Annotated in this window: 14 protein-coding genes; 4 read left to right on the plus strand and 10 right to left on the minus strand. The window is 67.0% G+C overall.

Annotated features, from left to right (window positions below; all coding sequences use genetic code 11):
• Window positions 1–50: 50 nt before the first annotated feature.
• The 8 genes from TMZ1T_RS12740 to TMZ1T_RS12775 form a co-directional block, all read right to left on the minus strand.
• Complete coding sequence (locus TMZ1T_RS12740) at window positions 51–1145, minus strand: PEP-CTERM sorting domain-containing protein (RefSeq protein ID WP_012585604.1); 1095 nt, start codon at window positions 1143–1145, stop codon at window positions 51–53.
• 253 nt (window positions 1146–1398) lie between these two features.
• On the minus strand, window positions 1399–1596 hold the full coding sequence (locus tag TMZ1T_RS12745) for a YjfB family protein (protein ID WP_004298647.1): 198 nt from the start codon (window positions 1594–1596) through the stop codon (window positions 1399–1401).
• 432 nt (window positions 1597–2028) lie between these two features.
• Complete coding sequence (locus tag TMZ1T_RS12750; RefSeq protein ID WP_004298649.1) at window positions 2029–2514, minus strand: YajQ family cyclic di-GMP-binding protein; 486 nt, start codon at window positions 2512–2514, stop codon at window positions 2029–2031.
• 15 nt (window positions 2515–2529) lie between these two features.
• Complete coding sequence (gene ppnP, locus TMZ1T_RS12755) at window positions 2530–2853, minus strand: pyrimidine/purine nucleoside phosphorylase (protein ID WP_004298651.1); 324 nt, start codon at window positions 2851–2853, stop codon at window positions 2530–2532.
• 14 nt (window positions 2854–2867) lie between these two features.
• The gene (locus TMZ1T_RS12760; protein WP_004298652.1) at window positions 2868–3098 is read right to left on the minus strand and encodes a DUF2788 domain-containing protein; all 231 of its coding nucleotides are present in this window, start codon (window positions 3096–3098) and stop codon (window positions 2868–2870) included.
• Window positions 3099–3119: 21 nt separating this feature from the next.
• Window positions 3120–4349: an argininosuccinate synthase gene (locus tag TMZ1T_RS12765; protein WP_004298653.1), complete on the minus strand. Its 1230-nt coding sequence runs from the start codon at window positions 4347–4349 to the stop codon at window positions 3120–3122.
• Between the two features lie 67 nt (window positions 4350–4416).
• A complete protein-coding gene (argF, locus tag TMZ1T_RS12770) occupies window positions 4417–5343 on the minus strand; it encodes an ornithine carbamoyltransferase (protein ID WP_004298656.1) in 927 nt (308 codons plus the stop codon).
• A gap of 9 nt (window positions 5344–5352) precedes the next feature.
• Window positions 5353–6528 carry an aspartate aminotransferase family protein gene (locus TMZ1T_RS12775; RefSeq protein WP_012585605.1) on the minus strand — a complete coding sequence of 392 codons (1176 nt, stop codon included), beginning with the start codon at window positions 6526–6528 and terminating at the stop codon, window positions 5353–5355.
• A 324-nt stretch (window positions 6529–6852) separates the two neighbouring features.
• Here TMZ1T_RS12775 and TMZ1T_RS12780 point away from each other — a divergent pair, with 324 nt between their 5' ends.
• The gene (locus tag TMZ1T_RS12780) at window positions 6853–7143 is read left to right on the plus strand and encodes a DUF3579 domain-containing protein (protein WP_040828285.1); all 291 of its coding nucleotides are present in this window, start codon (window positions 6853–6855) and stop codon (window positions 7141–7143) included.
• 179 nt (window positions 7144–7322) lie between these two features.
• Here the strand turns inward: TMZ1T_RS12780 and rpsT are convergent, their stop codons facing one another.
• Entirely contained in the window at window positions 7323–7589 is a 267-nt protein-coding gene (gene rpsT, locus TMZ1T_RS12785; RefSeq protein WP_004298664.1) for a 30S ribosomal protein S20, read from the minus strand.
• Window positions 7590–7759: 170 nt separating this feature from the next.
• Here rpsT and murJ point away from each other — a divergent pair, with 170 nt between their 5' ends.
• A complete protein-coding gene (gene murJ, locus TMZ1T_RS12790; RefSeq protein WP_012585607.1) occupies window positions 7760–9298 on the plus strand; it encodes a murein biosynthesis integral membrane protein MurJ in 1539 nt (512 codons plus the stop codon).
• Between the two features lie 193 nt (window positions 9299–9491).
• On the opposite strand, the gene TMZ1T_RS12795 is transcribed toward murJ, so the two are convergent.
• Window positions 9492–10418 (minus strand): LysR family transcriptional regulator, encoded by a 927-nt coding sequence (locus TMZ1T_RS12795; RefSeq protein WP_012585608.1) that lies wholly within the window; start codon window positions 10416–10418, stop codon window positions 9492–9494.
• Window positions 10419–10525: 107 nt separating this feature from the next.
• On the opposite strand from TMZ1T_RS12795, the gene TMZ1T_RS12800 reads away from it, so the two are divergent.
• Window positions 10526–11302 carry a ferredoxin--NADP reductase gene (locus TMZ1T_RS12800; protein WP_012585609.1) on the plus strand — a complete coding sequence of 259 codons (777 nt, stop codon included), beginning with the start codon at window positions 10526–10528 and terminating at the stop codon, window positions 11300–11302.
• A gap of 199 nt (window positions 11303–11501) precedes the next feature.
• On the plus strand, window positions 11502–13874 hold the full coding sequence (locus tag TMZ1T_RS12805; RefSeq protein ID WP_012585610.1) for an EAL domain-containing protein: 2373 nt from the start codon (window positions 11502–11504) through the stop codon (window positions 13872–13874).
• Window positions 13875–13967: the final 93 nt, after the last annotated feature.

Raw genomic sequence — 13967 nt, forward strand, 5'->3', positions numbered from 1 at the left:
CAAGAAAGGCGCCGACGGCGCCTTTCTCGTTTCGGGAACCACCTAAGAAGTCATCGCGCGGCACGCCCGCGCACGGCCAGCCCGAAGAGACCGATACCGAGAAGCGCCAGCACGCCCGGCTCGGGCACCGGATTTCCGTTTCCGTTGTCGACGACGTTGGCAAACACCGTCAGCTCCAACTCGTAGCTGCCGCGACTGGAGGCGAACCCGACATCCTCATCCGACAGCAAGAGCGAGAACATCATCTCGTGGCTGCCAAGCTCGTCCGCCCTGAAGCTCGCCTTGACATTCCGGCCTGTGCCCTGCGCGAGCCCCTCGAACAATTCGAGGTCCGTCATCGACAGCCCGGAACCGCTCTTGGGATTGAATCCATCCAGATCCAGTCCCGCTCCGCCGAGCAAACCAAGGTTGAAGATGTTCAGATCGAGCGTAAATAAGTCGCCGAGCTCGACCTCGATGTTCCCTGACACAGGTAGCCGCCAAGTCGTCGTGGTCTGGTCTCCTTCGAAGGAGGCGATCGCATGAGGAACGTAGCTGTAAGCGAGCTTATGGGTGAACGATCCAGCCGCGTCGGCCGTACGGGAGCTGAGGGATGAGGTCAAAGAGTCGGCCGAACCCGGCGCCGTCGAACTCAGGTCGGCAACAAGCCCGTACGAAGCCGCGCTGTTTCCGGGCGGCTGCCCGGCTTTCGCGACGAAGGCGTCTCCGGCCGCATCACCCGAGGCGATGGTTCGAGAAAGAGTATCGAAATTGCTCAGCGACGGCGTCGGCGTGCTCACCGAACCGATGACCTGGCGATCGAACAGGGACTCGCCGAAGGACGTCCAGCTGACGCGCACCGCACTCGTCCCCGTCGCGCCACCCGTGACTTGCTGCGAGAGCAGCAAGTTCGAAGCGGAGACCGATGCGGTAATCGAGGTCAGCACGCCCGTCGATGCATCGAACTGCTGGAACGAATTCGGGCCGATCGAGCCGCTGGTCGTTATTGCCGTGCTAACCGCGCCGTCCATCACGGACGAGTCGGTCACTGCATAACTTCTCTCAGCGATATCGTACGTCCGCACGGAAATCATCGGTGCGGCTTGGACAGCCGACATGCCGATCATGGAAAGCACCAGCGCCATCAGGCGGGGTTGAGGATTCATGTGGTTCTCCCGTTCTATTTGAGCAAGCGGGTATTACATGCTTGCCGACGAGCGTTACCAGCAAAAATCAAGCCAGAAGAAATTTTGCTTAATAATCCGTGACTTAAATTATTACCCCCCCCCGAACCCTGGGTAACTGTAAAAAAAACCGACGCAAAGCGAAATCGAGGCCTCATCGATGCCCCAAAATGGGGTCCAGCCAATGGCTGCGAGACGCATGGGTGGTTTTCGTGGTTCGGGCCCGACGACCTGCTCAAGCCCAGGTGTCGACGATGCCGCCCGCCGTGCTGCCGACCGCCGCAGCGGGGGGCCGGGGAATCGCCTGCAGCAGTTGCATCGCGCTCTCGCCCTGGAGGTCGAGCGCCTTGCGCAGGACTTCGACCGAGGCTTCCTGCTGGACCTGCGCGAGCGCATTGTTCGAGGCCAGCGCGGCGATTGCGGTTGCTTCCATGATTTGTTCTCCTGTCGAGCCGGGGCGAGGGCGGTGATGTCGAAGAGCATATCGGCAGGGAGCGGAGGAGCTTGAGCCGCACCGGCGGCAGCGGGTGACGGACCGCCCGCATCGCGACTTGCGCCGCTCCTGCAGCGCGTGCAGGTGTCGGAAATACGCGAACGCAGCGCGCTCGGCATGCGTGAGGACCGCCCCACCCGCGCGGGAAACAACGGCCGAACCCCAGCCGAACCGCGTCCGAAATCGCGCTGCTTCTCGTGGGAGCGACGCAAGTCGCGATTCCCCGCTGCTTCTCGTGGGAGCGACGCAAGTCGCGATTCCCCGCCCGGAACATCGCCTCGTCGCCGTCAACCCGACTCCCCCACAACCCAACCCCCGAACGCACGACGGGCGCCTCGCGGCGCCCGTCGGATTCCTGCCCCGGCGTTCCGCTCAGTCGCGGAAGTTGCCGTACTGCAGCGGAAAATCGGTGATCTGCTTCTTGACCAGCGCGATCGCCTCCTGCAATACGTCGCGCTTGGCGCCGGAGACGCGCACCGCGTCGCCCTGGATCGCAGCCTGCACCTTCATCTTGCTGTCCTTCAAGAGCTTGACGATCTTCTTGGCCAGTTCCTGCTCCACGCCGACCCGCACCTTGACCTCCTGCTTGACCTTGTTGCCGGAGATCTTCTGCACGTCGCCGTAGTCGAGACATCGGACGTCGACGTTCTTCTTGGTCATCTCGGGCAGCAGGATGGTCTTGATCTGCTCGAGCTGGAAGTCGCTGTCGCCGTAGAGGGTCAGCAGCTTCTCGGCGAGCTCGATCTTGGCGCTCGTGCCCTTGAAGTCGTGACGGCCGTCGACCTTGCGGTTGGCCTGCTCGACCGCGTTGCGCAGCGCGGGCTGGTCGACCTCGGACAGGATGTCGAAAGACGGCATGCTCCCCTCCCCCGCTCAGCCGAAGTGGCAGATGTAGTGGTAGGGCTCGCCCGCCACCTCGATGTCGAAGCTGGAGTCGCCCGGCACGTCGAAGGATTCGCCGGCGCCGTAGGTCTTCCAGTCCGCCTGGCCTTTCAGGCGGACGCGGCAGGAGCCGGCCACGCCCTCCATGATCTCGGGCGCGCCGGTGTTGAAGGTGAGCGAGGCCGGCAGGATGACCCCCACGGATTTCTTCGTGCCGTCCGCGAACTGCACGCTGTGGCTGACGCACTTGCCGTCGAAATAGACGTTGGCCTGGGTGGTGACGGCGACGCCGTCGAGCTTGGCGGTAATGCCCATCGCTTGTGTTTTCCTTATTCGATGCCGAGCAGCTTCTGGATGATGCCCTTGGCGATGAAGCCGACGAAGCCCACGCCCAGGCCGAGGAACAGCCACATCATGCCGTAGCGGCCGGCCTTGGATTCCTTGCCCAGGTTCCAGATGATGAAGACCATGAACAGGATCAGGCCGGTCAAGCCGAGTTTGAGGGCGAGGTCCTCGAACTCGACGAAGCTGAGTCCGAGGATGTAGTCGTCGTTGGCCATCGCAAGGGATCCGTTGCGGGTTTAGCCGCGCTTGGCCTTGGCGTTGGCCGCGATGCGCATGCGCAGCGCGTTCAGGCGGATGAAGCCGTGCGCGTCCTTCTGGTTGTAGGCGCCGGCGTCGTCCTCGAAGGTGGCGATCGTCGGGTCGAACAGCGAGTCGGTCTTCGAGTCGCGACCGGTGACGATGACGTTGCCCTTGTAGAGCTTGAGACGTACCCAGCCGTTGACGGTCTGCTGGGTGTGGTCGATGAGCGCCTGGATGGCGCGGCGCTCGGGGCTCCACCAGTAACCGTTGTAGATCATGCTGGCGTAGCGCGGCATGAGGTCGTCCTTGAGGTGGGCGACTTCGCGGTCGAGCGTGATCGATTCGATGGCGCGGTGGGCGCGCAGCAGGATGGTGCCCCCCGGGGTCTCGTAGCAGCCGCGGCTCTTCATGCCGACGTAGCGGTTCTCCACCAGGTCGAGGCGGCCGATGCCGTGCTTGCCGCCGAGCTCGTTGAGCCTGGCGAGCAGCTCGTGCGCCTTCATGCGCTTGCCGTCGATCGCGACCAGATCGCCCTGTTCGAACTCGAGGTCGATGTACTCGGCGGCGTCGGGCGCGGCCTCCGGCGACACCGTCCAGCGCCACATCGACTCCTCGGCCTCGGCGGCGGGGTTCTCGAGGTGGCGGCCCTCGAAGGAGATGTGCAGCAGGTTGGCGTCCATCGAGTAGGGCGAGCCGCCCTGCTTGTGCTTCATCTCGATGGGGATGCCGTGCTTCTCTGCGTAGGCGAGCAGCTTTTCGCGCGACAGCAGGTCCCACTCGCGCCACGGCGCGATGACCTTCACGCCCGGCATCAGCGCGTAGTAGCCGAGCTCGAAGCGGACCTGGTCGTTGCCCTTGCCGGTGGCGCCGTGCGAGACGGCATCGGCGCCGGTGGCGCGCGCGATCTCGATCTGGCGCTTGGCGATCAGCGGACGCGCGATCGAGGTGCCGAGCAGGTATTCGCCTTCGTAGATGGTGTTGGCGCGGAACATCGGGAAGACGAAGTCGCGCACGAACTCCTCGCGCAGGTCGTCGATGAAGATGTTCTCGGGCTGGATACCGAACTGCAGCGCCTTGGCGCGCGCGGGCTCGAGCTCTTCACCCTGGCCGAGGTCGGCGGTGAAGGTGACCACTTCGCACTGGTAGGTGTCCTGCAGCCACTTCAGGATGACCGAAGTGTCCAGCCCGCCCGAGTAGGCGAGCACTACTTTGTTGACGTCGCTCATGCTGTTTTCCTGTTTCCTGCTGTGTTGCCGGCGCGCACGCCCGTGCGTGCCGTGATTGTTCGTTGGATCAGTTCTCGATGCGGCCGAGGACCAGGTATTCCATCAACGCCTTCTGCGCATGCAGTCGGTTCTCGGCCTCGTCCCACACCACGGACTGCGGGCCGTCGATGACTTCGGCGGTGACTTCCTCGCCGCGGTGCGCGGGCAGGCAGTGCATGAAGACGGCCTCCTTGTGCGCGACCGACATCATCTCGGCATCGACGCACCAGTCGGCGAAGGCCTTCATGCGCTCTTCGTTTTCGGCCTCGAAGCCCATCGAGGTCCACACGTCGGTGGTGACCAGGTCGGCGCCGCGGCAGGCGTCCATCGGGTCGGCGAACTGCTCGAAGTTGGCCGTCCCGTACAGGCCGGCGCGCTCGGGCTCGACTTCATAGCCCGGCGGGGTCGACACGTGAACGTTGAAGTCCAGCACTTCGGCGGCCTGCAGCCAGGTGTTGCACATGTTGTTGCTGTCGCCGATCCAGGCCACGGTCTTGCCCTGGATCGAGCCGCGGTGCTCGATGAAGGTGAGGATGTCGGCGAGGATCTGGCAGGGGTGGTACTCGTTGGTGAGGCCGTTGATGATCGGCACGCGCGAGTTGGCGGCGAAGCGCTCGACGATGTCCTGCTCGAAGGTACGGATCATCACCAGGTCGCTCATGCGCGAGATCACCTGGCCGGCGTCCTCCACCGGCTCGCCGCGGCCGAGCTGCGAGTCGCGGGTGTTGAGGTAGATCGCCGAGCCGCCGAGCTGGTGCATGCCGGCCTCGAACGAGAGGCGCGTGCGCGTGCTCGCCTTCTCGAAGATCATCACCAGCGTGCGGTCGAAGAGCGGGTGGTAGGGCTCGTAGCGCTTGAACTTGTCCTTGATCCACTTCGCGCGCGCGAACACGTATTCGTATTCCTCGCGGGTGAAATCCTTGAACTGGAGGTAGTGCTTGATGGGAGAGCTCATACGCAGTCCTCAGCCGTTCGCGAGGAAGTCGCGAATCATCGGCGCCAGCATGGACACCAGGGTCTGCGCGTCGGCGGTGGTGAAGGTGAGCGCCGGCAGCAAGCGCACCACGCGCTCGGAGGTCACCGACAGCAGCAGGCCGTTCTCGGCGGCGCGCGCCATCAGCACGCCGCAGGGGCGGTCGAGTTCGATGCCGATCATGAGGCCGCGACCGCGGATGTCGACCACGCCCGCCTCGCCGGCGAGCGCCTCAGCCATGCCCTTGCGGATCGCCGCGCCGACGGCGACGGCGTTGTCCATGAGCTCGTCCTCGACGATGGCGTCGAAGGTGGCCAGGCCCGCCGCGCAGGCGAGCGGGTTGCCGCCGAAGGTGGAGCCATGGTTGCCCGGCCCGAACAGGCCCTTGGCCAGGCCGCTGGTCACGCAGGCGCCGATCGGCACGCCCGAGGCCAGACCCTTGGCCAGCGTCATCACGTCGGGCCTCGTGCCCGCATGCTGCCAGCCGAACCACTTGCCGGTGCGGCCCATGCCGCACTGGACCTCGTCGCAGATCATCAGCCAGCCCCTGTCGTCGCACAGGGCGCGCAGATCACGCTGGAAGGCCTCGTCGGCGACGTTGACCCCGCCCTCGCCCTGGATCATCTCGAGCATGACCGCGACCACGGTGTGGTTGTGCTCGGCGATCCTGCGGATGGCCTCGATGTCCTTGTAGGGCACGCGGATGAAGCCCTGCACCAGCGGCTCGAAACCGGCCTGGGCCTTGCGGTTGCCGGTGGCCGACAACGTGGCCATGGTGCGGCCGTGGAAGGCGTTCTCCATGACGATGATGTGCGGCAGCTCGATGCCCTTGTTGTGGCCGCACATGCGCGCGAGCTTGATCGCCGCCTCGTTGGCCTCGCAGCCGGAGTTGCAGAAGAACACCTCGTCCATGCCCGCGGCTTCGGCGATGCGGTCGGAGAGCTGCTCCTGCAGCGGGATGCGATACAGGTTGGAGGTGTGCAGGACGCGCTCGGCCTGGTCGGCGATGGCCTTGACCAGGCGGGGGTGCTTGTACCCGAGCGTGTTGACCGCGATGCCGGAGAGGGCATCGAGATATCGCTTGCCTGTCTCGTCGTACAGCCACACGCCCTCGCCGTGCGTGAAGGCCACGGGCAGGCGGGCGTAGGTATTCATGACATGGGACATGGGGGTACCTCGATCGGTGCGAAGCCGGAAAACGCACACGGCGGCAGACGCCGCCGTGCAGGAAATGTGCCGATGTTAAGCCAAAACGGCCGACCCTGTACATAAGCGGGCCGCGCTCCGCGGGACGCCGGACGCCATCCGCGAGCCTAGTCAGCACGACCGGAGCCCCGGCGCCGACAGGTCGCACGAAGCCCTTCGGCAGGATCGCCCGACGCCCGCGCGGCGGAATGGCCGCGGGGGATTTCTGCTAGAATGCCGCCCGTCCTGATTCCGGCGACAAAGAACCGGAACATGCGCATCCCCGAAGCCGCCAAGGCATCACACATGAATCAGAAGATCGAGAACTTCATCATCGTCGGGGTCACGAGGGAGGGGAAGAAATTCCGTCCGAGCGACTGGTCCGATCGCCTGTGCGGCGTGATGTCCGCCTTCGGCGCCGACCATAGGATGACGTATTCGCCCTACGTGCGCCCAGGGTGCACGCTGAAGGGCGACAAGACCGTCCTCGTCGACGCCCGCCTCTACGACGTCGAACCGCTGGCCTACAAGTTCATGGTGAACTTCGCCAACGACAACAACCTCCAGATCGAGTGGATGGGCGACGCGCCGTTCTGAGACGGCGCACTCGTCCCCTCCGCTCCGGAACCGCAAGAGCGACGAAGTCCCGATCCCGGGACCGGGAGTCCGCGCCGAGGGAGTCCGCGCCGAGGCCTTCTTGGCATACGCCCAACAAAAAAGCGACCCTCGGGTCGCTTTCTCGATCTCGGCGCCGAGGCGCCGGCATGCGGCAAGGATCAGGCGGCCATCGCCTTGACGGCGGCCGACAGGCGGCTCTTGTGGCGAGCAGCCTTGTTCTTGTGGATGATCTTCTTGTCGGCGATGCTGTCGATGGTGCTCATCGAGGTGCGAAAGACCGACTGAGCCGCCGCCTTGTCGCCACCCACGATGGCCTTGCGCACGGCCTTGATCGCGGTACGCAGGCGGGAACGAAGGCTGGCGTTGTGGGCGCGGGCCTTGGTCGCCTGACGGGCGCGCTTGCGAGCTTGTGCCGAGTTGGCCATAGATTTGAAGTCCGTATTGGTGGTTCTGGAAAAGTCCGCGATTATAGGGACCGGCTCCGGTGAATGCAAGCGTCTTTTCCCGCACTCCCGCTTATCGAGACACCGGCGGGCGGCTATGATGCGCCCTCCGCATCTTCCGCGCGCCGCCGGCCGGCGCGCGCCTCGACCGAATGAACCTCCTGCGCGCGCTCGCCACCGTCAGCGGCATGACCCTGCTGTCCCGCATCCTGGGCTTCGTCCGCGACCTCGTGATCGCGCGCGCCTTCGGCGCCGGCATGGCGACCGACGCCTTCTTCGTCGCCTTCCGCCTGCCCAACCTGCTGCGCCGCATGTTCGCCGAGGGCGCGTTCTCGCAGGCCTTCGTACCCATCCTCGCCGAGTACAAGAACCGCCAGGGCGAGGCTGCCACCCACACTCTGGTGAGCCGGGTCGCCACCCTGCTCGGGCTGGTGGTGGCGGTGGTCGCGGCGCTCGGCGCGCTCGCCGCACCGCTGATCATCTACGTGTCGGCCCCGGGCTTCTCCGGCGACGCGGGCAAGTTCGCGCTCACCGTCGAGCTCACCCGCATCACCTTCCCCTACATCTTCTTCATGTCGCTGGTGGCGCTCGCGGGTGGCGTGCTCAACACCTGGAGCCGGTTCGCGATCCCGGCCTTCACGCCGGTGCTGCTCAACCTCGCCTTCATCGGCATGGCGCTGTTCGCGGTGCCGTACTTCGACCCCCCGGTGCTGGCGCTGGCGTGGGCGGTGTTCCTCGGCGGCCTGCTGCAGCTCGCGCTGCAGGTGCGGCCGCTGATGAAGATCGGCATGATGCCGCGCTTCGACCTCGACCTCTCCGACCCCGGCGTGCGCCGCGTCATGACGCTGATGGCGCCGGCGATCCTGGGCGTGTCGGTGAGCCAGATCTCGCTGCTGATCAATACCATCTTCGCCTCCTTCCTGGAGAGCGGCAGCGTGTCCTGGCTGTATTACGCGGACCGCCTGATGGAATTTCCCGCCGGCCTGCTCGGCGTGGCGCTCGGCACCATCCTGCTCCCCAGCCTCTCCAAGCTGCACGCCGACGACAAGGCGGAGGAGTTCTCCTCGCTGCTCGACTGGGGCCTGCGCCTGACCCTGATGCTGACCCTGCCCGCCGCGCTCGGCCTGGCGCTGCTGGCGGTGCCGCTGGTGGCGACGCTGTTCAACTACGGCGCCTTCACCCCCGCCGACGTGATGCAGACGCGCAGCGCGCTGGTCGCCTACAGCGTGGGCCTGACCGGGCTGATCCTGGTGAAGGTGCTCGCACCGGGCTTCTACGCCCGCCAGGACATCCGCACACCGGTGAAGATCGCCATCCTGACCCTGGCCGCGACGCAGCTGATGAACCTCGCCTTCGTAATCCCGCTGCGCCACGCCGGCCTGGCGCTGTCGATCGGCCTGGCGTCCTGCCTCAACGCCGCCCTGCTCTACCGTGGTCTGCGCAAGCGTGCGGTGTACATTCCGCAGCCGGGCTGGGGGGCGTTCGCGCTCAAGCTGCTGGCGGCACTGGGCGTCATGGGTGCCGCGCTCTGGTTCGCGAGCGGGCCGGCAAGCCTGTGGACCGGGATCGGCGGTCTCGAGCGCGGCCTGCGCCTGGCCCTGATCGTGCTCGGCGGCGCGGTGGCCTACTTCGCCACCCTGTTCGCCCTGGGCTTCCGCCTGCGCGACTTCCGCCGCCGCGGCGCGGCCTGAGGCGCTGATATCGCGACTGGCGTCGCTCCTGCAGAACGGGCTGCGGAAGCGCTGCGCACATTGTGGGAGCGACGCCAGTCGCGATATCAGCGCTGCGGATTGTGGGAGCGACGCAAGTCGCGATGACAGCGTCGCACATTGTGGGAGCGACGCAAGTCGCGATCGCAGTGCCGAACGAGACACCGCGACGAATTCAAGCCACCGGCGGCAGCGGGATCTCGTCGCTGCGGCGGGCGCCGGCGGTGAAGGCGCGGCAATCCTCGACGAAGCGGCGCAGCGCGGCACCGTGATATTTTCCGCGATGCCAGACGAAGCTGAAGCGCCGGCGCAGGTCGAGCTCGGGCACCTCCACCGCCACCAGGCTGCCGCGCCGGAACGCATCGCGCAGCGCCAGCCGCGACAGGCAACCCAAGCCCAGGCCGCTCTCCACCGCGCGCTTGATGGCCTCGGTATGCTCGAGCTCCAGCCGCGGCACGACCCCGCCCGGGTGCTGCCGCAACGCGCGATCGAAGGTCTCGCGCGTGCCCGAACCACGCTCGCGCAGGATCCACGGCTGGCCGGCGAGCTCGGCCACGCTCGCGCGACCGCGTGCGGCGAGCGCATGCCCCGGCGCGCAGAACACCACGAGCTCGTCCTCGACCCAGGGCTCGACGTGCAGCTCGGCATCCACCACCTGGCCCTCGACCAGACCCAGGTCGATCTCGTGGTGCAGCAGGCGCTCGGCGATGGTCGCGGTGTTGCGCACCTGCAGATGCACCCGGCTCTCGGGGTGGGCCTGGAGGAAATCCGACACGATCAGCGGCAGCAGGTAGTTGCCGATGGTCAGCGTCGCCCCCACGCGCAGCGGGCCGAGGCCCTGCTCGCCGCGCATGCGGCCCTCAAACTCGGCGGCACGGTCGAGCAGCTCCACCGCATGCGGCAGCAGCAGACTGCCCTGCTCGTTCAGGCGCAGGCGCTTGCCGTGGCGGTCGAAGAGCGGCTGCGCGCACTGACTCTCCAGCTCGGCGAGCGCCGCACTCGCCGCCGACTGCGACAACGCGAGGCCCTCGGCAGCGCGCGAGACGTGCTCGGCGCGCGCCACCGCGACGAAGACCTGGATCTGGCGGAGGGTGAACTTCATATCGATAAAGTCGATTAAGGATATGAATATTATCCACCATACAGGTAAGGAGAAGTGCCTAGAATCCGCTCACTCCTCCATCCCGCAGCCTGCAGAGACCCGAAACCATGAGCAGCCTCGCCACCGAACGCGTCCTCAGCGTCCATCACTGGAACGAATCCCTCTTCAGCTTCCGCACCACCCGCGACCCCGGGCTGCGCTTCGAGAACGGCCAGTTCGTGATGATCGGCCTGGACGTCGGCGGCAAGCCGCTGACGCGCGCCTACAGCATCGCCAGCCCCAACTACGAGGAGCACCTCGAGTTCTTCAGCATCAAGGTGCCGGACGGCCCGCTGACCTCGCGCCTGCAACACCTGCGCCCGGGCGACCCGATCGTGGTGAGCAAGAAGCCCACCGGCACCCTGGTGCTGCACGACCTCAACCCGGGCAAACACCTCTACCTGCTCGCCACCGGCACCGGCCTGGCGCCCTTCCTGAGCGTGGTCCAGGACCCGGAGACCTACGAGCGCTTCGAGAAGGTCGTGCTGGTGCATGGTGTGCGTTTCGTCTCCGAACTCGCCTACACCGACTTCATCACCCGCGAGCTGCCGCAGCATGAATACTTCGGCGAGCAGGTGCGCGAGCAGCTGATCTACTATCCGACGGTGACGCGCGAGCCCTTCCGCAACACCGGACGCATCACTCATGTGATCGACTCCGGTCGGCTCTTCGCCGACATTGGCCTGCCGGAGCTCGATCCCGAGCACGACCGCGTAATGATCTGCGGCAGCCAGGCGATGAACAAGGACTGCTGCGACCTGCTCGACGCGCGCGGCTTCAAGATGTCGCCGCGCATCGGCGTGGCGGGCGACTACGTGATCGAGCGCGCGTTCGTGGAGAAGTGAAGCTGTCGTGGAAGGAGTCATCCCGGCATAGTGGATCGACATGCCCGACCCGGGTGTCCTATCATCCAACCTTTGATACAGATCAATTCCAGGGCAAGACGCGCAGATAGGATCCGCCCGTGCCCGCCTTGCCCACCTCCCTTCTCCCCGGCTCAACCTTGCCCCCCGCTCCCCGGCCCCTCGCTCCGGAGCGGAGGAAGTGACCCGCGCCGCCTTCGCGCTGCTGCTGCACACCTCGAGCAGCATCCGCCTGCTCGTGCTCGCGCTGATCGGCCTCGCCGGGCTGGGGTGGTTCGTGGTCGAGGCCGGCACCAGCTCGGCACGCGAGCACCTGCGCTACGCCCGCGACCTGCGCGAGATCCGCCAGGTCGATGCCGAGCTCGGCGCCGCCGCGCTCGCCCGCCGGCTCGGGCTCGCCGAGGACTGGCACGGGGCCGACGCCCACCTGGCGCGGATGGGTGAACTCCTCGAAGACCTCGGCCGCGTTCCCGACTTCCTCACCGGCAGCGAGATGGCGGCCGTGCGCCGCCAGCTCGATCACTACACCGCCCTGCAGATCGACAAGCGCACCGTGATCAGCGCGCTGCGCGTGCTCCTCGACGCGCCGCCGCAGAACGGCGGCGCGGCCGAAGCCGAGGCCGACCGCCTCCTGCGCCAGCTCCTCGCGCTGCAGACCGCACGCGAGGGCGAGCGCCTGGTGGAGAGCTACACCGACGGCTACGTCGCCTCGCAAACCCGCATGAACCGCCACCGCGTGCTGCTGGTGCTCGCCGCGCTCGCGCTCGGCGCCTACCTGCTGCTCACCGCGCTGCGACTGCGCGCGGTCTCGCTCACTGTCAGCAAGGCGCATGCCGACCTGCAGGAACACGCCGCTGCGCTCGGCCGTGCCGAAGCCGAGCTGCGCCTGTACGCCACGGTGTTCACCAACGCCAGCGAGGGCATGCTGATCACCGATGCGCACAGCCGCATCATCGCCGCCAACCCGGCCTTCTCCCGCATCACCGGCTACAGCCCGGCGGAGGTCGCGGGGCGCTCGCCGGCGCTGCTGAACTCCGGGCGGCAGGACGCCGGCTTCTACCGGCGCATGTGGTCCACGCTCGCCAGCCGCGGCAAGTGGCAGGGCGAACTGTGGAACCGCCGCCGCGACGGCTCGATCTATCCCGAGTGGCTGTCGATCACCGCGGTGCCGGGCGAGGGCGAGGGGGCGGACGGACAGCCGTGCAACTACATCGGCATCTTCTCCGACATCACCGAACGCAAGGAGGCCGAAGCGCGCATCCTGCACCTCGCCCACCACGACCCGCTCACCAACCTGCCCAACCGCGCGCTGCTCAACGACCGCCTGAGCCAGAGCCTGCTGCAGGCACGGCGCGACGGCCGCGGCGCCGCGGTGCTGCTGCTCGACCTCGACCGCTTCAAGACGATCAACGACACCCTCGGCCACGAACGCGGGGACAGTCTGCTGCTGGAGATCTGCGCACGCTGCCGGCGCGTGCTGCGCGACACCGACACGCTTGCCCGCCTGAGCGGGGACGAGTTCGTCATCGTGCTGCCCGACGCCACCACCGCCGACGTCAGCGCAGACACCGCGCGCAGGATCCTCGACGCCATCGCCCTACCCTGCCGGCTGGGCGAGCACGAGATCAGCATCACGGCGAGCATCGGCATCGCCCTCTTCCCGCGCGACGGCGGCGACGAATCGACCCTGTTGCGCAACGCCGACGCCGCCATGCATCGCGCCAAGGAGGCCGGACGCAACGGTTTCGAGTTCTACACCGAGGACATGAACACCAGTTCGCTCGGCCGCCTGTTGCTCGAACACCAGCTGCGCGGCGCCGCCGAGCGCGGCGAGCTGCTGCTGCACTACCAGCCCAAGGTGAGCGCCGCCGACGGCCGCCTCGGCGGCTTCGAGGCGCTGCTGCGCTGGCAGCATCCCGAACTCGGCATGGTCGCGCCCGGCCAGTTCATCCCGCTCGCCGAAGAATCGGGCCTGATCGTGCCGATCGGCCAGTGGGTGCTCGAGGAAACCTGCCGCCAACAGCGCGCCTGGCTGGACGCCGGTTTCGACGTGCCGCCGCTCGCGGTGAACCTCTCGGCGCACCAGCTCGCCCAACCCGACATCGTCGCAACCGTGGCGGCGGCCATCGAGTGCCACCGCCTCGCGCCCGGCCTGATCGAGCTCGAGCTCACCGAGACCATGCTGATGCGCGACGTCGATCGCACCATCCGCACCCTCGTGCGCCTGCGCGAGATGGGCGTGCGCCTGGCGATCGACGACTTCGGCACCGGCTACTCCTCGCTCAACTACCTGCGCCAGTTCCCGGTCAATGCGCTGAAGATCGACCGCAGCTTCGTCAGCGACATCGGCAGCGACGGCGCCGAGGGCAAGATCGCCGCAGCCATCGTCGGCATGGCCCACAGCCTGGGGCTGGACGCGGTCGCCGAAGGCGTGGAGAGCGAGGCCCAACGCGCCTTCCTGCAGATGCACGGCTGCCATCAGTTGCAGGGCTTCCTGATCGCCCGCCCGGCGCCTGCGCGCGAAATCGAGCGCTTCCTGAGCCGGCGCGCCTGAATCGCGCGGCTCGGCGGAAACTTGCGCCGGCCCGCCCGCCTCCAAGCCTGCGAAGTCCGCCATGCGGCGGGCCCGCATCCCACCCGCGCACGG

The organism is Thauera aminoaromatica, assembly GCF_000021765.1.
In the GTDB taxonomy this organism is placed as follows: domain Bacteria; phylum Pseudomonadota; class Gammaproteobacteria; order Burkholderiales; family Rhodocyclaceae; genus Thauera; species Thauera aminoaromatica.

Excerpts from the sequence above, each read along its gene's own strand:
- TMZ1T_RS12740 (WP_012585604.1), bottom strand. The coding sequence starts at position 1,145 with ATGAATCCTCAACCCCGCCTGATGGCGCTGGTGCTTTCCATGATCGGC.
- TMZ1T_RS12745 (WP_004298647.1), bottom strand. The coding sequence starts at position 1,596 with ATGGAAGCAACCGCAATCGCCGCGCTGGCCTCGAACAATGCGCTCGCG.
- TMZ1T_RS12750 (WP_004298649.1), bottom strand. The coding sequence starts at position 2,514 with ATGCCGTCTTTCGACATCCTGTCCGAGGTCGACCAGCCCGCGCTGCGC.
- ppnP (WP_004298651.1), bottom strand. The coding sequence starts at position 2,853 with ATGGGCATTACCGCCAAGCTCGACGGCGTCGCCGTCACCACCCAGGCC.
- TMZ1T_RS12760 (WP_004298652.1), bottom strand. The coding sequence starts at position 3,098 with ATGGCCAACGACGACTACATCCTCGGACTCAGCTTCGTCGAGTTCGAG.
- TMZ1T_RS12765 (WP_004298653.1), bottom strand. The coding sequence starts at position 4,349 with ATGAGCGACGTCAACAAAGTAGTGCTCGCCTACTCGGGCGGGCTGGAC.
- argF (WP_004298656.1), bottom strand. The coding sequence starts at position 5,343 with ATGAGCTCTCCCATCAAGCACTACCTCCAGTTCAAGGATTTCACCCGC.
- TMZ1T_RS12775 (WP_012585605.1), bottom strand. The coding sequence starts at position 6,528 with ATGTCCCATGTCATGAATACCTACGCCCGCCTGCCCGTGGCCTTCACG.
- TMZ1T_RS12780 (WP_040828285.1), top strand. The coding sequence starts at position 6,853 with ATGAATCAGAAGATCGAGAACTTCATCATCGTCGGGGTCACGAGGGAG.
- rpsT (WP_004298664.1), bottom strand. The coding sequence starts at position 7,589 with ATGGCCAACTCGGCACAAGCTCGCAAGCGCGCCCGTCAGGCGACCAAG.
- murJ (WP_012585607.1), top strand. The coding sequence starts at position 7,760 with ATGAACCTCCTGCGCGCGCTCGCCACCGTCAGCGGCATGACCCTGCTG.
- TMZ1T_RS12795 (WP_012585608.1), bottom strand. The coding sequence starts at position 10,418 with ATGAAGTTCACCCTCCGCCAGATCCAGGTCTTCGTCGCGGTGGCGCGC.
- TMZ1T_RS12800 (WP_012585609.1), top strand. The coding sequence starts at position 10,526 with ATGAGCAGCCTCGCCACCGAACGCGTCCTCAGCGTCCATCACTGGAAC.